Consider the following 19,271-nt stretch of genomic DNA (forward strand, 5'->3'; position numbering starts at 1 on the left):
GTCGCCGAGAGCGCGGGCAATGAATACGTCCCGCTTGGTGATCCCTACCGCCAAGCGTGATGTTACCGGCAGAGGCATCCGCGCATGGCCGACCGCGTTATACCCAGCGGCCCGCGACCTAACTGTGTCCTTACTCACATTTCTTCCGGCCGACTCACGCGACCCGAGAACGTCGCTGGTGGCGGCCCTCGAGGGGCCGCGTAGGGGCGGTAGCGACACCTTGTCCGGCCGTCGCGGCGACCATAGTCTGCTAAAACGGGAAAACGCACTAACTCGTTGCGGCAGTGCTGTTTCGCCAAAGCGTTCAGCGGCTGCGGCGGATCGACCCCGCGAGAGGTGACCATGGCCGAGACCGCGCAGCCGAGGCTGGCAGCGCATACGGGAGGATCGGGCCGACCGAACGTCCTGACGTCCTATGACCCGCGCACCGGTGAGATCGTCGGCAACTACGCCGTGATGGGCGCGGGTGAAATCAACCGCACCGTGCGCGCCGCACGCTCCGCCGAAAAATGGTGGGCGGAACTGGGATTCAACGCCCGCAAACGCTGGCTACTGGACTGGAAACGCAGTATCACCAGGCGTGCAGGCGAACTGGTGGAAATCCTGTGCGAGGAAACCGGAAAACCACAGGCGGACGCGGTGATCGAGGTGATGCTCGCCGTCGAGAATCTGGATTGGGCGGCACGCAATGCCGCGCGCGTGCTGGATCGGCGCAAGCTCGGCTCCACCTGGCTGACCCGCAACCAGCACGCGTCGGTCGGCTATCTGCCGCTCGGCGTGGTCGGGGTGCTCGGACCGTGGAACAACCCGGTGTTCACCCCGATGGGCTCGATCGCCTACGCGATGGCCGCCGGCAATGCCGTGGTGTTCAAACCCGACGAGCTGACCACCGGTGTCGGGGTCTGGCTCGCCGACAGCTGGAACAAGCTCGCGCCGAATCAGCCTGTGCTACAGGTCGTTACCGGCGACCACACCACCACCGCGTCGCTGTGCCGCGCCAAGGTGGACAAGATCGCCTATGCCGGTTCGGATGCGGGCGCGCGCGAGGTGATCACGCTGTGCGCGCAGACGTTGACGCCGGTGGTGGTCGAGCGGAATGGCAAGGGCACCATGGTGGTTCACGTCGACGCCAAACTCGACGCGGCCGCCGAAGCCGCGGTGTTCGGTGCGATGGCCAATGCGGGCCAGAACTCCACCGGCATCCAGCGGGCCTACGTCGCCAACTCCGTCTACGACCGATTCCTGGAACTGGTGATCGAGCAGGCGCGGCGGCTACGACCCGGCGCGGACAAGCGCGCGTCCTACGGTCCGATGATTCTGGAATCGCAGGTCGACGTGGTGCGCAAGCAGGTGCGCGACGCACTGGCCAGAGGCGGGCGCGCCGTGGTCGGCGGAATGGATTCGATTCGCGATCCCTACATCGAACCGATCGTGCTGGCCGAGGTGCCGGAGGAGAGCGTCGCGATCACCGGCGAGGGCATCGGGCCGCTGCTGATCGTCAACAAGGTCGCGAATATGGACGAGGCGGCACAGCGGATCAATGCGGTCGGCAATGGTGTCGCGGTGTCGGTGTTCACCCGGGACGTGCACGGTATCGAATCCTTCGCCGAGCAACTGCGGGTCGGCGTTGTGACCATCAATTCTTCGAGCACCTACGCCGGGGTTCCGGCGCTGCCGTTCGGCGGGGTCGGCGAATACGGGCAGGGACACCATCACGGCGATCAGGGACTGCGCGAGTTCAGCCGGACGCTGGCGATCGCACGCAAGCGGTATCGCGCGGCGGTGAACCTGTCCACCTTCGACCGGCACCCACGGCATCTGCGCACGGCCAAGGCCACCTTCCGCATGCGCCACGGGTGAGTCATTGGCCGCGCCTGCGGCGCGGCGGGTTCGCGGCCCCCTGGTGTCTCGCGTCCGAGCCGTCGAGACTCGCGACTTCGTCGCATGCGCTTCGACGGCTCGGACGCGAGACGGGCCGCGAACGGTCGCTCGTAAGACTCGCTCCGTGGTGGTCACCGATAACGGATCGTTCAACACCCATACGTACCCGCCGGACAGTCGAAACCCCCACCAACGCATGCGCTTCCACCACTCGGACACCACAGGCCACGAACTCCTCGCTCCGTGTGGGGCTGGTAGGCGGGGATAGCGGTCAGCCCAAGAGCACGGCCTCCATCAGGGCGCAGACGCGGGCCAGTTGTTCGGGCCGGGGATCGAACTTGGTCAAACGGCCCACGTCGATCACCTGAGCGATGCCGGCGTGCACGCGGAAGCGCGCCTCCACCGGATCGCCGTCGAGCAGGTTGGCCCACTCCAGTACGTTCTGGCGCTGGATGGTGCGCAGCTTGTGCTGTTCGGCCTGCGGCAGATTACTGAATTCGGCGTAGTAGACCGGCATGATCTCCGGCATCGAGAAGGTGAGCCGGGCCTGGCGGTAGGCGATGCGCCGGACGGCGTCGGGACGGCTGGTGGCTTCGGCCAGCGCCTCGGTGATCGCGATGGCCACCCGGTCGCCGGAGCGGTGGAAGGCTGCGGCGAGCAGGTCGGCTTTGCTGGTGAAGTACCGGTAGACGCTGGAGGCGTTGATGCCGACGGCCGCGCCGATTTCCTCGATGCTGGCCTCGTGATAGCCCTGTCTGCCGAAGATCCGGATCGCCTCGGTGAGCAGCTGTTCGCGTTTCGAGGTGACCGGTAGGCCGCGGGTGGCCGGTCCGGGCTGGGGCTCGGTCGGTGCGGGCGGCAGTTCGGCGCGCAAGATCGACCAGCTCATCTCGCGCAGCAGCGGCATCAGCCGGGCGGTGGCGAGCGTGGTGCGGTGCGAGGAGATGCTGGCGATGGCACTGAGTACCCCAGCCGCGAGCATCGCCACATCCGCGGGTGGTGCGGTAGGGCGCAGCTGTCCGATCGGTTCGGCCAGCGTCGCGTTGAGCGCGTCGTAGACCTTCCTGATCCGGGCGCGGTCCTCGGCCTCCAGGTAGCGCCGCTCCCAGCGATACAGTCCGGCCTCGCGGCGGATATCGATGGTGTGTTCGCTGATCGCCTTGATCAGGGCGTCGAGCCTGGGTTCGGGCTCCAGATCCGGGTTGTCGGCGGCGCGCGCGACCTGCAGCAGGTGCAGTGCGCCTTCTTCGGCGGCCGCGACCAGCAGCGCGTACTTGTTCGCGAAGTGGCGATACAGCGCGGGCCCCGAGATGCCGACCTCCGCGGCGATCTCGTCGACACCGACCGGGTAGTATCCGCGCTCGCTGAACGCGCGCGCGGCGGCCCGGATGATCTGGACCTTGCGATCCTTCGGGCGACGCCGCACCGGCTCCGCGCCGGTCCTGCTCGCACCCGCGTCAGGCCGCGCGGAAGCGAGACCGACCTCGCTGCGATCCGCGACCATGTAGCTCTCCGTTCCGATACGGCGCCGCTGGTTGACAGCGCCGGACAAATCATCCTAAGTTAACCACAATTCGCAAAGTTAACTACCATTCATGGTTCCCGCCAGCGATTGCTTGCAGATCGCTCCAAAGAACCAGGCCCGCTGAATTCCAGACCAGGAGCACCAAATGAGCCAACCGGATTCCGCGACCACACCCGCGGGTTTCAGCGCGGTCCACGACGGCAAGGTGCTCCGGGTCACCATCACCAAGCCCAAGCGCAAGAACGCCATCGACTACGACACAATGGTCGCCCTCGGTGACACCTTCCTCGCCGCCGCCGAGGACCGCTCGGTGCGGGTGATCGTACTGACCGGCGAGGGCGGCGACTTCTGCACCGGCGCCGATCTTGCCGCATCGGCCGCCGAGGCGCAGCGCGGCATCACCTCGGACATGGTGATGGATGTGGCCAACCGGCTCGTGAAAGCCATTGTGGACGCGCCGATTCCGGTCATCGCCCGGGTCAGGGGCGCGGCCGCGGGAGTCGGCGTCGGCATCGCGCTGGCCGCCGATCTGGTCTACGCCGCCGAGGATTCCTACCTGCTGCTCGCCTTCATCAATATCGGCCTGATGCCCGACGGCGGCGCGGCAGCCATGGTCGCCGCCGCGGCCGGACGCCCGCTGGCCGCCGAAATGGCCCTGCTGGGCGAACGACTCCCCGCGCCTGCGGCCAAGGCGGCCGGGCTGTTCACCGCCGTGGTTCCCGAGGATGAACTCGACGCAAAGGTCGAAGCGGCGGCCGCCAAGATCGCCGCGGGCCCGCGCCGTGCCCTCGAACTCACCAAAAAGGCGCTCAACGCCGCCACCCTCACGGCACTGGACACCGCCCTCGCCGCCGAAAAAACCGGCCAGAGCGAACTGCTCCACTCCCCCGACTTCTTCGAGGGCGCGACTGCCATGCTCACCAAGCGCAAGCCGGTCTTCGCCGACTGATCGCACGAATCGGGCGCGCCGTGATCCCGGACACAAGCGCGCCCGCACAAGCGACTATGTTGGTCGGCTATGGCTTACCTGGTTACCGGAGCAACTGGGTTCATCGGTCGATTTCTTATTCCCGAGCTGCTGAAACGGGAGGGGGATATTCATGTACTGGTCCGGCCGGGGGTCGATTCTGCGGACCGGTACACCTGTTGTGCTCGGGAGTGGATGGGTGGCGAGCGGGTACGGCCGGTGCGCGGGGATATGGGCGCACCCGGGCTCGGTATCGATCCGGCGTGGATCGCCGCGCACCGAGGGGCGATCGACCACGTCTTCCATCTGGCGTCGAGCTATGACCTCGCCGAACGCGACGGCGGCACCAGACATGTCGTCGATGTCGCGGAGCAGCTGAAAGCCACTCTGCTGCACCATGTCTCGACGGTTGATGTGGCGGGCGGGTTCGACGGTCTGTTCACCGAGGACATGTTCGACGAGGGGCAGGTGCTGAGTTCGCCCGTGCAGCGGGCGAAATTCGAGGCCGAGAAGATCGTGCGCGAGTCCGAGTTGGGCTGGCGGATCTACCGGCCTTCGATCGTGATCGGACATTCGCGCACCGGTGAGATCGACCGAATCGATGGGCCGTACTACTTCTTCCGGCTGCTGCGCATGGCCGCGCAGCTGCCGAGGATTCTGCCGGTGCTGGTGCCGAAGCTGGGGGAAACCAATATGGTCCCGGTCGATTTCGTGGCTCGCGCGCTGGCCCATATCGCACACCGGCCCGACTCGATCCGCACCACCTACCACCTGGCCGATCCGCGCCGACAGAGCGCCGCCGAGGCGCTGAATCTGTTCGCCGACGAGGCCGGTGCACCGCATCTGGTGGAAGTGATGCCCAAGCGCACCCTCGAGATGATGCTGCGCGTCCCCGGCACTAGCTGGCTGCTCCCACGCGTCGGCGTCCCCCAGGATGTGTTGGAGCACAGTGAATTCAGCTGCTGGTTCGACTGTCGCAATGCCACCGCCGCACTCGCGGGCACCGATATCAAGCTGCAGCCGCTGGCCGCCTATGCCCCGATGATCTGGAAATACTGGATCGAGAACTGGGTATGACTACCCCGCCAGCTCGTATTCGGCTCTGGCCGCATCGATTTCATCGATGTGTTCGATGGCCCAGGCCCGCAGCACGTCTACGGCTGCGCCCGAGCGGTGTCAGCGTGTATTCAACGGTGACCGGCACGGTCGGATACACCTGGCGGCCTCGCCCGAACGCGCCCGCAGGCTTTTCACCCCGGATTCGACCTGGCCCCTGTTCGTCGACCTGCCGACCGCGCGCACCTGGACCGGAGGAGATCTGCGGGCAATTCGTCGCGCAGATGATCGAGCGGATGGATGCGTCACAGCCGATCGGCCAGGAAGGTGCGGACCGTGCCGGCTGACGGCGCGCAGGCGGTCGCCGACTGGACCACCCGCGCGACCACCGTGGCCGGCGATTCGTACCTCAACAATGTGGCGATAGTGTTCCGGGTCGAGAACGGCAAGATCGCCGAGGCCCGTGAGTATTTCGATACTGGCTATGCGCAGCGCATGCTGTTCGCCTAGTTGCCCGTGACGGTCAAGTAGATCAGTGCCACGTTCAGCAGGCTGATGATGATGGCGACCAGCCAGGCCAGGCCGGTGGTCACCCGGTGGTTGACGTCGGCGCCCATCAGGATGCGGTCGCTGGTGAAGCGGACCAGTGGGATCAGGGCGAACGGGATGCCGAAAGACAGCACCACCTGCGAAATGATCAGTGCGCGAGTGGGATCGATGCCGACCGCGAGAATGATGATGGCCGGAATCAGGGTGACCAGCCGCCGGACCAGAAGCGGAATCTTGCGGCGCAGCAACCCTTCCATGATCATCGCCCCGGCGTACGCGCCGACCGACGTCGATGCCAGACCGGAGGCCAGCAGGCCTATCGCGAGCAGCAGCGCGGCGACCGGGCCGAGCGCATCGCCGACGGCGGCGTGCGCACCCTCGAGGGTGTCGACATTCTCGCGGCCGCGCAGGGTGTTCGCGGCCATCAGCAGCATGGCCAGATTGACCGTGCCCGCGAGTACCATGGCGAGTCCGACGTCGTATCGGGTGACCCGCAGCAGCCGGGTCCGCAGCGGACCGATCTCGGGCTGACCGTGGCGGTCCCGGGCCAGCCCGGAATGCAGGTACACCGCGTGCGGCATGACGGTCGCGCCGATCATGGCCGCCGCGAGCAGCACGCTCTCGGTGCCCTGGAACCGCGGCAGCAGACCACCGACGGTGCCGGCGGCCGACGGCGGCGAAATCACCACGCTGGCGAGGAAGCCGATGGCGATGACGGCGAGCAGACCGGTGATGACCCGCTCGAACGGCTTCTGCCCGCGATGGTTCTGCACCAGTAGCAGCGCCATCGAGACCACACCGGTGATCACGCCACCGACCAGCAGCGGCAGATCGAACAGCAGCTTCAGGGCGATCGCGCCGCCGACCACCTCGGCCAGGTCGGTGGCCATCGCCACGGTCTCCGCCTGCACCCAATAGGCAAGGCGCACCGGACGACTCGACTTGTACCGCACCGCCTCCGGTAGCGACATACCGGTGACCAACCCCAGCTTCGCCGACAGGAACTGCACCAGCCCGGCCATCACATTGGCCATCACGATGACCCACACGAGTAGGTAGCCGAACTGGGCGCCCGCGCTGATATTCGACGCCACATTGCCGGGATCGACATAGGCGATGGCCGCTACGAAGGCCGGACCGAGCAAGACACTGACGGATCTCGCCCGGGTCGTCGCGTTCCGCGCCGATTCGACCAGGGTTGTGCTCATATAACAGAATTTTACGGCTTCCCGAACTTTTTGTTTAGCACTATCTATAAAAACGACCGTCCCGATTTGTGTGATAGCGCACAATCGGGGCGGTCGGCTGGAAGTCGCGGGATCAGCTCAGATGCCGAGGCCCTTCGCGAGGGTAGGCCAGGAGGCGTGCAGCTCGTCGTTCCAGTAGCCCCAGGAGTGGGTGCCGTTGGGGCGGAAGTCGTAGGTGGCGGGGATGCCCAGCGAATCCAGTTTCGCCTGCATGTTGTGGGTGCAGTAATTGGTGCCCGCCTCGATGACACCGCCGATCAGGATCTGGTTCGCCAGACCGCCCGGGCCGGGCAGCGTGTACGGACCGTCCAGGGTGTCGTACGGGCCGGGCAGACCGCTGCCGGTCGAGATGTAGAGATCGGTGCCGCGCAGACCCTCGGCATTGACGTAAGGATCGTTCGCAACCCACTCCGGCCCACCGAGCGGGCCCCACATGTTGTCGACATTGCCGCCGCCCCAGGTCTCGACGGTGAGCTTGACGAACTCCGCGCCGACCGGGTCACTGGTCTGGGCGCAGCCGCTGTAGGCCGCGGCGGCCTTGTACAGGCCCGGCTTGGCGATCGGCAGCGCGAGCACGGTGGTGCCCGAGGTGGACAGGCCCGCGATGGCATTGGTGCCGTTGGTGCCGAGCGAGCCGTCGATCAGCGGCGGCAGCTCCTCGGTGAAGAAGGTCTTCCACTTGTTGCGGCCGAGTACCGGATCATCCTTGATCCAGTCGGTATAGTAGCTCCACTTGCCGCCGATGGGCTGGACCACATTGACGTTCTTGTCGCCGAGGAACTTCAGCGCATCGGTCTTGGCCACCCAGGACGCGCTGTCCTCACCGCCGCCCGCACCGTTGAGCAGGTAGAGCACCGGACGCGGCACCGAGGCGTCGGCGGGGCGCTGCACATCGATCGGGAAGGTCCGGTCCATGGCCGCGGACCAGACGTACAGGCGGATGCTGCGGTCGTCCTTGTACTCGGCCTTGGTGATCTTCGAGCCGTCCGGCGCGACCGGGTTCGCCAGCAGCGTCTTCGAATCGATGATCGGATCAGCCGTCGCGGTAGATGCGCCGAAGCCGGACATGACTCCCGCGAATACCGCGGTTGCCGCTATCACCGCCGCCGCACGTATGCCGCGACGCCGGACCAGACTACGCATCAATTTCACACCTTCACTTCGTATCGTGATTACGGGAGGGCTTCCCCTGGCCGCGGGCATGCACCGCGGCCGACCATACGGCCTATTCAGTCGTGACGATAGTGGACATCGTTACCGCAATGTTGCTCCATCATGCCTCAGCGGCCGGAATGTGATCATGGTCGCCCCGGATATCGCTGACCGTATTCGGCCAGCCCGCCGAGGGCCCGGATCCAGTGTTCGGCGAAAGTCTTGACCTCGTCACCACCGAATACCTCGGCCGCGTAGTCGAAGCGCACGAGCAGGCCTTCGGCGGTGGCGTCGGCGGTGATATCGAGCAACAGATCAGCGGCCGGTGCGTCGGTGTGCATGCGCGCCGGGCGCAGATCTCGGTAGCGCAACGCACACCGGCCCGCGGGGAGTGCGGTCAGGGCGGCGGCGGTATCGGGATTGAGGTAGCGCAGCAGGCCGTAACCGACGCCAAAGGACGGCACGGCTCCGGTGAGCCGTTTGACCTGTTCGATCGCGATACCCGCCGCGCGACCACCGACCAGCGCCTCCTGGATGTTCACACCATCCAGTTGCAGCGGGAGCGGGTAATCGGTGGTGAAGGCGCCGACAAGGGTATCGGTATCGGCCATCGACCGACTGTCGGCGTGCAGCCGGACCACCGGGCCCATCGCATCGGTGACGATTTCGCCCGCGGAGGTGATCTGCGCTATCGCCAGCGCGGTAAGTAGGACGTCATCGATGCCGGCACCGTGCACGGCAGCTGCCGCGACGACGGCGGCGGTGCCCTCGGTGGTGATGGTCAGCGAGACCCGGCGCCGCGCTCGCAGGTTCTTGTTCGTGGCGCCCGCCTTGGCGGCGGGGACCGCGCCCAAGGTGTGATGCCACCATGCCACTTCCTCGATTGCCGCCGGGCCGCTCGCTCTCTCGGACAGCACCCGGAGCAGGTCGGACAGTCCGGCCTCGGGGACGGCGGGCGAACGGTGCCTGCCACGCGACCAGGCCAGCGACAGCTTGTCGATGATGGTGCGCCAGGAGGTGTCGTCCACGACGAGGCCATTGGCGACGATGACCATGGTCGAGGGCACCTCGCGGCCGCCGACCAGTACGAAGCGGATATTGCGGCCATGGACCGGATCGAGTTCGGTGGCGACGGCACGCACCACATCGTCGATCGGCGGCGGCGTCTGCTCGATGCCGTATTCCAGGCTGAGGAAGGCCTCGTCGAGACGCTGCGCCTCGGCCGGGATCTCGAAGACCGGATCGGCGCCCGCACGGTCACGATGCAGCCGGACCCACAGCATCGGGTGCTGTTCGAGCACCGTATCGACGGCGAATTGCACCGCTTCCGGCGAGTAGTTGGGCGGGATCTCGAGAGTGACGACGCGCAGTTCGACACCGGAGTCCAAGAGCCGCACGGCATTCGGAGTCAGTGACAGCGGGATGGGTGCGTCGTCGGGTTCGTCGCGGCGGTGCGCGACGGCGTACTCGATCGGATCGTCGTCGTGGATGACCGCGAACGGGGCACGCTCGGGTTGGACCGCGATCTCGGGTTCGTCGGCAATCTTGGGTTCGTCGGCAATCTTGGGTTCGTCGTCATCGAGGTCAAGTACCGGCGCCTCGACCGTCGGGGGCAGGTCCTCGGCCGGTGCCGGCACATCGATTCGTACCGGGGCCAGGACCGATGTCGGGTAGTCGTGGTCGAATCCGGCCGGATCGGCCAGTGGTGCCGCGTGCTCGTATCCCTCCGGTGCGGCGGCGTATTCGACCGGTGCCGCGGCTTCGGTTGGCTCCGCGGCATTCTCGACCGGGGGCTCGGGCTCGGTGAGCAAGGCTGCCAGGACGGGTCCGATTTCGGCGAGGGCCGCCGGTGACGTCATCAGCTCATGGGTCGACTCGACCGGATGCTCGTTGATCGTGCCGTCGACATACGGCCGCCAGGCCCGGGGTTCGGCGGTATGGCCGGTGGCGCTGAAGAAATCGAGTGTGCCGTGGAAAACCTTGTGCTGATGGTTGATTCCGAGCTCCACCGAGCGCACCGCGCCACGGTAGCTCTGACGCAGGCGTTCCGGGGTCAGCAGTGCCAGTTCGGGCGGGATATTGGCGTAGAGCACCGCGAGCGCCTCTTCGGTGAGGTTGCGGATATTGCTGTCACCCAGCATGTCCGGGCCGATGCCGAGTTCGGCGAAGGCCGAACGCAGTTCCGCCCAGAAGTCGGCGATATTGCCGCCGGTGCGGCTGTCCAGCATGGCGAGCAGTGCGACTTCCGCACCCGCGGACTGCAATTCGACGGCGACCGCATGGGCCAGCGCACCACCGAGCGACCACCCGAGCAGTCGGTACGGCCCCTCTGGCTGCACCGCGCGGATCTCCTCGACATAGCGCCGAGCCATGGCATCCAGCGAATCCGGCCGGAAGTCGGATTCGGACAGCGCGGGCGACTGCACACCGAAGATCGGGCGCTCGGCGGGCAGATACTGCGCGAGACCGGTATAGCACCAGGACAATCCGGCCATCGGATGGATGCAGAACAGCGCTTCACCGGTGCCGTGGCGAATCGGCAGCAGCACCTCGAGTGCGGCCTCGGCGTTCAATCCGTATTCGTAGGCCTCGGTTTCGTCGGCGGCCATGATGCGCTGGGTGAGCGCCGCGACGGTCGGATCGGTGAAGAACCACTGCACCTGGACCGCGATGCCGGTCAGCTCGCGCAGCTTGTTCACCGCGCGCATGGCGGCCAGCGAACTGCCGCCGAGCGCGAAGAAATCGTCATCGGAGCCGACCAGGTCGAGACCGAGTACCTCGGCGTATACGTCGGCGACGGCCTGTTCCTGCGGGGTCGCGGGCGCGAAATAGGGACGCGGGGCGAGTTCGGGTGCGGGCAGCGCCGCGCGATCGAGCTTGCCGACCGGGGTCAGCGGCACATGGTCGAGGACCACCACCGCCGAGGGGACCATGTGCCGAGGCATACTGCGGGCGGCGTATTCGATGAGCGCACCGGTATCAATGGCCCGCCCCGCCACCGGAAGCACGTAGGCGACGAGAATCTTTTCACCCGTCGGATTTTCCCGACCGATCGTGACGGCGAACTCGACATCGTCGTGCCCTCGCAACACCGCATCGATCTCACCGAGTTCGATGCGCAGACCGCGGATCTTGAGCTGGAAGTCCGTCCGACCGACGTATTCGAGCTCCCACTCCCCCGGTTCACCGACCCAGCGCACCAGATCACCGGTGCGATACATCCGGGCACCGGGCGGACCCCACGGGTCGGCGACGAAGCGTTCCGCGGTCAGCGTCGGGCGGTCGTGATAGCCGCGTGCCAGCGCGTTGCCACCGAGATAGAGCTCGCCGACCGCACCCGGCGGCACCGGGCGCAGCCGCGGATCCAGCACCACCATCGGCGTTCCGGGCACCGGGCCGCCGATCGTAATGCGCTGTCCGGCGATCATCTCGCTCCAGGACGCGGCCACCGTGGCCTCGGTCGGACCGTAGCCGTTGATGAAATGCCGTCCCGGCTGCCATTTGGCGACCAACTCGGGCGAACTGGAATCGCCACCGCAGCACAGGAATCGGAATTCGTCCAGACCGGCCGGATCGACGGTGCCGAGCACGGCGGGGGTGAAGATCGCGTGCGTGACCCGCTCGGTGCGCAGCAGCGCGGTCAGATCCGGGCCGCCGAGGATGGTGGACGGCACAATGACCAGTGTCGCGCCGTTGTGGAAGGTGCACAGCCACTCCAGGATCGACGGATCGAAGCTCGGCGAGCACAGATGCAGGAACCGATGCTGCGGACCGAGCTGGAACACGGCGGTGGCGTTCTCCACGGCACCGCCGACCCCGACCTGGGTGACGGTGACGCCCTTGGGTATGCCCGTCGACCCGGATGTGTAGATCACGTACGCCGGATGCTGCGGCAGCAGCGTGCGCAGCCGCTCGGCATCGGTGATCGGCGATGGCGACTTACCGGCCACGGCCGCGTGGATCGCGGGATCGTCGAGCTGTAGCCAGCTGGTTTCGGTCGACTCCTCGGGCAGCCGCTCGGTGTAGGTGGAGGTGGTGATGCCGAGGACGGCACCGGAATCGGTCACCATATGCCGGATCCGGTCCGTCGGATAGGTCGGGTCGATCGGCACGTGCGCGCCACCGGCCTTGGCGATGGCCCAGAAGGCCGCGACCATCTCCAGCGAACGCGGGAAGGCAAGAGCGACAAGGCTCTCCGGGCCGACACCCCGATCGATCAGCACCCGAGCCAGCCGCGACGAGTATTCGTCCAGTTCACGGTAGGAGATCGAGCGACCGGCGGTGCGTACCGCGACATGTTCGGGATCGACGCTGACCGCGCTGGTCAGCAGGTCCGGCAGTAGCCGGACGGCGGGTGTCTCGCCGCGCCGCACCGGTGTCAGCGCCTGCTCTTCGGCGGCGCCGAGCAGGCGCAGGTCGCCGATCGGGGCGTCCGGCCGCGCGACGATCTCGGTGAGCAGCCGGGTGAACCGGGCGGCGAACATCTCGATCGTCTTGTCGTCGAACAGGTCTCGCGCGAAGTTGAATTCACCGCGCAGGCTCTCCTCGGAGGTACCCGGGGCCCACATGGTCAGCGAGAGATCGAATTTCGCGGTGTCGACGGCGAAATCGAAGGTCTCCGCACGTAATCCGGGGAGCTCGAAGCTGCTGGTCGGCAGGTTCAGATACGACATCGACACCTGGAACAGCGGGTGCCGAGCCGTGGAACGCGGCGGGTTCAGCAGTTCGACCAGCCGCTCGAACGGCAGGTCGGCATGCGAAAAGGCTTGCAGGTCGGTGTCTTTGGCATGGGCGAGCAGATCGCCGAAGGTGCGGTCGTCGGGCACCGGTAGCCGCAGCACCAGCGTATTGACGAACATGCCGATCATGTCGTCGAGTTCGGCCGCGCCGCGACCGGCGACCGGGGTGCCGATGGCGATATCGTCGGTGCCGGATATGCGCGCCAGGAATACCGACAGCGCGGCGTGCACCACCATGAACATGGTGGCGTTGTGCCTGCGGGCCAGGCGCATCAGCCCGGCGTGCACCAGCGGGTCGATCTCGAATTCGGTGCGACCACCCGCAAAGGTCCGCAGCGCCGGGCGCGGCCGGTCCGCGGGTAGGTTCAGTTCGTCGGGCAGATCGGCCAGCGCCGTCCGCCAATACGCGACCTGCGCCGAGATCAGGCTTTCCGGGTCGTCCTCGGAGCCGAGCATATTGCGTTGCCAGACACTGAAATCCGCATACTGCACCGGCAGCGGTGCCCACGAGGGCAGCTCACCCGCGCTGCGGGCCGAGTAGGCCAGCATGACGTCGCGGACCAGTGGCGACATCGACCAACCGTCGGCGCCGATGTGATGGGCGACGAACACCAGGATGTAAGCAGTGTTGTTTCGAGCGATCTGCGACCGGTCGCCAGCGGCGCTATCGAGCCGGAACAGGGTGGCGCGGAAGGGTACCTCGACGGTGACGTCGAAGCCCGCCGCGACGATCTGCTGCACCTGCTGCAGCGCATCCGATTCCGCGATCGGAACCGGCACCAGATCGATCGGCACTTCGTTGGGTGCGAGCACCTCCTGCACCGGACCGTCGGTGGTCTGCGGGTAGAAGGTGCGCAGCACCTCGTGCCGCGCCACCACGTCCTCGACCGCCGAACCCAGTGCGGCGATATCGAGTTCGCCGGAGAGCCGGATCGCCACCGGGATGTGGTAGACCGCCGAGCTGGGATCGAACTGGTTGATGAACCACATCCGCAACTGCGCCAGCGACAGCGGGATCTGCTCCGGTCGCAGCCCGGCCAGCAGCGGCTGTCGCCGACCGGAACCGGCATGGGTTTCGACCTTGGCGGCGAGTCCGGCCACAGTCGGCGTCTCGAAGATCGAGCGCACCAGCACCTTGGTATCCATTGCGTCGCCGACCCGGGCCGCCACCTGTGTGGCAAGCAGCGAATTGCCGCCCATGGCAAAGAAATCGTCATCGCGTCCGACGCGCTCCACGCCGAGCACCTCGCCGAAGACACCTGCCACGATCTCCTCCACCGGCGTCGCAGGCGCGCGGAAGACCTGGGTCTCGAACTCCGGTTCGGGTAACGCGGCGCGATCGAGCTTGCCATTCGCATTGCGCGGCAAGGCCGTCAGCGTGACGAACGCATTGGGCATCATGTACGACGGCAGCACCGCGGCCAGCGCGGCCTTCAGTTCGGCGACCACGACCGGCATCGCCTCGTCGGCAGGCACGACATAGGCCACCAGCCGATCACCGATCCGCGCATCGGATTTGACGAGCACCGCGGCCTGCGCGATCTCGCGCCTGGCGAGCAGTGCTGTCTCGATCTCGCCGGGTTCGATCCGGAAGCCGCGGATCTTCACCTGGAAGTCGGTGCGGCCGTGGTATGCCAGCTCACCGTGCTCGTTCCAGGACACCAGGTCGCCGGTGCGGTACATACGAGCACCGGATTCGAACGGGTTGGCCACGAACCGTTCCGCGGTGAGGTCGGTCCGCCCGAAGTAGCCACGTGCCAATTGTGCACCGGCCAGGTACAACTCGCCGGATACGCCGACCGGCACCGGCCGCAAGCGCGAATCCAGTACGTAGACATGGCTGTTCCACTCCGGCCCGCCGATCGGCACCGAAACCGCGTCGGCGTCGGTCACCCGATGGTTGGTGATCGAGACCGCGGCTTCGGTGGGGCCGTACAGGTTGAACAGGTCCGCGCCGTTGCCCTGACGGAATCGCTGCGCGGTGGCGGCCGATAGCGTCTCACCGATGGCCAGCACCCGGCGCAGCGATCGGGACAACTGACCCGTCGACAGCGCGTCCAGCATCGACGGCACCACATGCAGGGTCGTCACCGACTCGCGCGCCATCAATTCGTTCAGATAGGCCGGATCCCGATGACCATCCGGCGCGGCGACGACCACCGTGCCACCGCATATCGCCGCCGTCCAGAACTCCCAGACCGACAGGTCGAAGGTGGCGACCGTCTTGAGCAACAGCACATCATCGGCTCCGAGGCCGAATTCGGCCGTCTCCCAGAGCAACTGGTTGACGATCGCGCCGTGCGTAACCGCGACGCCCTTCGGCTGCCCGGTCGAACCCGACGTGTAGATCACGTACGCGGTATTGCCTGGCAGCAGTGCACCACGGCGTTCGTGCGCCGCAAGCGGAGCGTCCGAATAGCGCGACAGGTCGAGCTCATCGATCGTCACGGAATCGACGGCGTCGGTGTGGAAGCCGTCTTGCACGGAGCTGAGCAGGCAGACCGGTCGTGCGGTTTGCAGGATGTACTCGACGCGTTCGACGGGTTGATCCGGATCGATGGGCACATACGCCGCACCGGATTTCGCCACCGCGTATATGGCGACGATCAGATCGATGGACCGGCGGATGCCCAATGCCACCCGGTCCTCCGGGCGCACACCGAGCTCGATCAGGTACCGCGCCAACCGGTTCACCCGGGCGTCGAGCTCCGCATAGCTGACATTGCGCCCCTGCTGATCGGATACCACCGCCACCGCATCCGGCGCGGCGGCCACCGTCGCATCCAGGAGCGACACCAGCGTCGCGGTCGCATCGATCGGATGCGCGGTGTCGTTCCAACCCGCCAGAATCCGCGAACTCTCGTCAACGGCGAGCAGTTCGATCTCGCCGACCCGCACCGACACATCGTTGAGCACGGCGTCGAGCACCCGGACGAATCGGTCGGCGAAACCTTGCACCGTCGACTCGTCGAAAAGGTCGGTGGCATAGCCGAAGTTCGCCACCATCCCGGCGGGTGCGCCGTCGTCGGCGTAGCGGTCGGCCAGCGAGATGTGCAGATCCGTCTTGGCCAGCTGCAGATCGAAATCGACCGTGGCGACCGAGAGTCCGGGCAGCTCCAGGGTGGTCTCGGCCAGGTTCTGGAAGGAAAGACCCACCTGGAACAGCGGATTGCGGGCGATCGAACGAACCGGATTCAGCGCCTCGACGATTCGCTCGAAGGGCACATCGGCATTGGCGAAGGCCTCGAGATCACGCTCGCGCACGTCGGCGAGCAGGGCGGCGAAGCTGTCACCGGGACGCACCCGCGTCCGGAATACCAAAGTGTTGACGAACATGCCGATCAGATCATCGAGTTCGCGCTCGCCGCGACCCGCGATGGGCGTACCGACCGCGATGTCGTCGGTGCCCGACAACCGGGCCAGCAGCACTGCGAGCGCCGCATGCACGACCATGAACAGCGAGGCGTGATTGGCCCGCCCCAGCGCATGCAGTTCCGCGTGCCGATCCGCCGAGATCTCGAACCGCACCGACCTGCCCTGGAAGGATTGGGCAGGCGGGCGCGGGCGATCGGTCGGCAGTTCCAGCTGGTCCGGCGATTGCGCCAAGGTCCGTCGCCAGTAGGCGATCTGCTGTGCGGCCGGCGATTCCGGGTCGTCCTCGTCACCGAGTGCCTCGCGCTCCCACAGCGCGTAGTCGGCGTACTGCACCGGCAGCGGCTGCCACAGTGGAACCTGCCCCTGCACCCGAGCGGCATAGGCGACCATGAGATCGCGCGCGAGCGGACCCATGGATGCGCCGTCGGCCGCGACATGGTGCACGGTCAGCGCGATCACATGCTCGCGCGGCGCCAGGCGGAACAGCTCGACCGCGACCGGAACCTCGACGGTCACATCGAAGGTCAGCGCCGCGAAGTCGATGAGCCGACGTACCAGTTCGTCTTCGGCCACATCGACGGGCACCATGGCGAACCGGGTATCCGGCACCGGATGGATGACCTGATGCGGCCGCCCGCCGATGCTCGGATAGGTGGTTCGCAGCACCTCGTGCCGGGACAGCACATCGCCGATGGCCAGCCCGAGCGCCGCCGCATCCAACTCACCCGTGAGCCGCACGGCAAGCGGAATATTGTCCACTGCCGAGGTTTCGGTGTCGAACTGGTTGAGGAACCAGTACCGCTGCTGCGCCAGCGACAGCGGAATCAGTTCGGGCCGCTCCCCCGCGACCAGCCGCGGCCGACTCCGGCCGGATCCGGCGGTGCGTTCGACCACGGCGGTGAAGGCGGCGACCGTGGACGCGTGGAACAGATCGCGGACCGCCAACTGCGTATCCAGCGCGGCATCCAGTCGTGCGGTCACCTGGGTGGCCAGCAGCGAATTGCCGCCCAGCTCGAAGAAGTCGTCGTCCAGGCCGACGCGCGCGACACCGAGCACATCACCGAAGGTGCCCGCGACGATCTCCTCGACCGGTGTGGAAGGTGCGCGGAACGCCTTGGCCTCGAATACCGGCGCGGGCAGCGCCTTGCGGTCCAGTTTGCCCATCGGCGTCAGCGGCACCTTGTCGAGCACCGTGATGCACGCGGGTACCATATGCGCTGGCAATTTCCGCTCTACCAGGGCCTTCAGCTCCGCCATATCGACGGTCAGCCCGTCGATGGGGTGCACATAGGAGGCCAAGACGGTGGTACCGCTGTCGAGTTCGTGCCCGACGGTCGCCGCGAAATCCACGTGGTCGTATGAGCCGAGTACCGCGTCGATTTCGGTGAGTTCGATGCGGAAGCCGCGAATCTTGACCTGGGAGTCGTTGCGGCCGAGGTACTCCAGTTCACCGGTCGCGGTCCAGCGCACCAGATCGCCGGTGCGGTAGAGCCGGGTGCCCGGTTCGAACGGATTGGCCACGAATCGGGCCGCGGTGAGCGTCTGTTGGCCCAGGTAACCGCGTGCGAGTTGCGCACCGGCGACATACAGTTCGCCGACCACCCGGTTCGGCACCGGCACCAGCCGATCATTGAGCACATAGGCGGCGATGCCGTGGATCGGCGAGCCCAGGGTCACCGGCTCCCACGGCACCATCGGCGCGGTGATATTGGTGGCGATGGTGGCCTCGGTCGGACCGTAGGCATCGAAGAATTCGCGCAGCAGCCCGCCCGCGATCGGTAATACCCAGCGCCGCACCAACTGCGGCGGGCAGGCCTCACCACCGGTCACCACGACCCGCAGTTCGTCGAGTCCGGCGGGCTCCACCGAGGCCAGGGCCGCAGGTGTCACGAAGGCGTGGGTCACCCGCTCACGCCGCAGCACCGCGGCCAGTTCCGCGCCACCGTAAACAGTCGGCGATACGACCACCATGGTTGCCGCGCCGCCCAATGCCAACAGCAGTTCCAGCACCGACGCGTCGAAGGACGGCGAGGCGAAGTGCAGTGTCCGGGCGGCGCTCGTCACCCGGTATCGGGTCCGCTGTTCATCGCAGAAGCCGGATAATCCCTGATGGGTGACCACCACGCCCTTGGGAACGCCGGTCGAGCCCGAGGTGTAGATGACGTAGGCCTGATGTGCGCCGTGCAGTGGTCGCACCCGATCCTGATTGGTCACCCGGTCCACCGGATACCGCTGCAGCTGTTGCGCGGTGATCGGGTCGTCGAGCAGCAGCCATTCGGTACCGCTTGCGACTGCTTGCAGGTCGCTCGAAACAACACTGCCGGGCAGGCCGCGGCGGACCGCGGCGACGGTCAGGCCGAAGTTCACACCGGAGTCGGTCAGCATGTGCGCGACCCGATCCGCCGGATAATGCGGGTCCACCGGCACGAATCCGGCGCCGGTCTTGGCTACCGCCCACACCGCGAGCACCGAATCCACCGACCGCGGCACGGCCACCGCGACCAGATCCTCCGGTCCGACACCACGATCGATGAGCAGCCGGGCCAGCCGGGTCGAACGCTCGTCCAGCTCGGCGTAGCTCAACCCGCCAGAAGTGGTGGCGGCATCGGCGAATACGACGGCGAGGCCGCCGGGATTCGCCTCGACGGCGGCCGCCATCAGCTGCGGCAGGGTGATGGCGCGCGTCCGCTGTGTCCGTGTCCGAGCCGGCCGCACCCGAGTCTGGCGCGTCACCTGCTCACCGCTTCCTCATGCCGACGTTGCCCAACCACCCGAAACAT

At 66.8% G+C, this 19,271-nt stretch carries 8 protein-coding genes; 4 read left to right on the forward strand and 4 right to left on the reverse strand.

The annotated features are described in order from the left end of the window. Positions 1-342 precede the first annotated feature (342 nt). The gene (locus ACQPXH_RS29920) at positions 343-1,860 is read left to right on the forward strand and encodes an aldehyde dehydrogenase family protein (protein WP_433599783.1); all 1,518 of its coding nucleotides are present in this window, start codon (positions 343-345) and stop codon (positions 1,858-1,860) included. A gap of 292 nt (positions 1,861-2,152) precedes the next feature. Here ACQPXH_RS29920 and ACQPXH_RS29925 read toward each other — a convergent pair whose 3' ends face one another. Next, entirely contained in the window at positions 2,153-3,385 is a 1,233-nt protein-coding gene (locus tag ACQPXH_RS29925; protein ID WP_433599784.1) for a TetR/AcrR family transcriptional regulator, read from the reverse strand. A 166-nt stretch (positions 3,386-3,551) separates the two neighbouring features. Between ACQPXH_RS29925 and ACQPXH_RS29930 the strand changes: the two genes are divergently transcribed. The 3 genes from ACQPXH_RS29930 (at position 3,552) to ACQPXH_RS29940 (ending at position 5,939) form a co-directional block, all read left to right on the forward strand. Then, positions 3,552-4,355 carry an enoyl-CoA hydratase-related protein gene (locus ACQPXH_RS29930; RefSeq protein ID WP_433599785.1) on the forward strand — a complete coding sequence of 268 codons (804 nt, stop codon included), beginning with the start codon at positions 3,552-3,554 and terminating at the stop codon, positions 4,353-4,355. A gap of 69 nt (positions 4,356-4,424) precedes the next feature. Continuing rightward, positions 4,425-5,450 (forward strand): SDR family oxidoreductase, encoded by a 1,026-nt coding sequence (locus tag ACQPXH_RS29935; RefSeq protein WP_433599786.1) that lies wholly within the window; start codon positions 4,425-4,427, stop codon positions 5,448-5,450. 315 nt (positions 5,451-5,765) lie between these two features. Next, the gene (locus tag ACQPXH_RS29940) at positions 5,766-5,939 is read left to right on the forward strand and encodes a nuclear transport factor 2 family protein (RefSeq protein ID WP_433599787.1); all 174 of its coding nucleotides are present in this window, start codon (positions 5,766-5,768) and stop codon (positions 5,937-5,939) included. Here ACQPXH_RS29940 and ACQPXH_RS29945 read toward each other — a convergent pair. The 3 genes from ACQPXH_RS29945 to ACQPXH_RS29955 form a co-directional block, all read right to left on the reverse strand. Beyond that, positions 5,936-7,186 (reverse strand): Nramp family divalent metal transporter, encoded by a 1,251-nt coding sequence (locus ACQPXH_RS29945; RefSeq protein WP_433599788.1) that lies wholly within the window; start codon positions 7,184-7,186, stop codon positions 5,936-5,938. The two genes, ACQPXH_RS29940 and ACQPXH_RS29945, sit on opposite strands and share 4 nt — an antisense overlap. Before the next feature lie 117 nt (positions 7,187-7,303). After that, entirely contained in the window at positions 7,304-8,368 is a 1,065-nt protein-coding gene (locus ACQPXH_RS29950) for an alpha/beta hydrolase (protein ID WP_433599789.1), read from the reverse strand. A 155-nt stretch (positions 8,369-8,523) separates the two neighbouring features. Beyond that, the gene (locus ACQPXH_RS29955; RefSeq protein WP_433599790.1) at positions 8,524-19,224 is read right to left on the reverse strand and encodes an amino acid adenylation domain-containing protein; all 10,701 of its coding nucleotides are present in this window, start codon (positions 19,222-19,224) and stop codon (positions 8,524-8,526) included. Positions 19,225-19,271: the final 47 nt, after the last annotated feature.

Origin of the sequence: Nocardia sp. CA-135953, from assembly GCF_050955735.1 — a bacterium.
Classification (GTDB): Bacteria; Actinomycetota; Actinomycetes; order Mycobacteriales; family Mycobacteriaceae; genus Nocardia.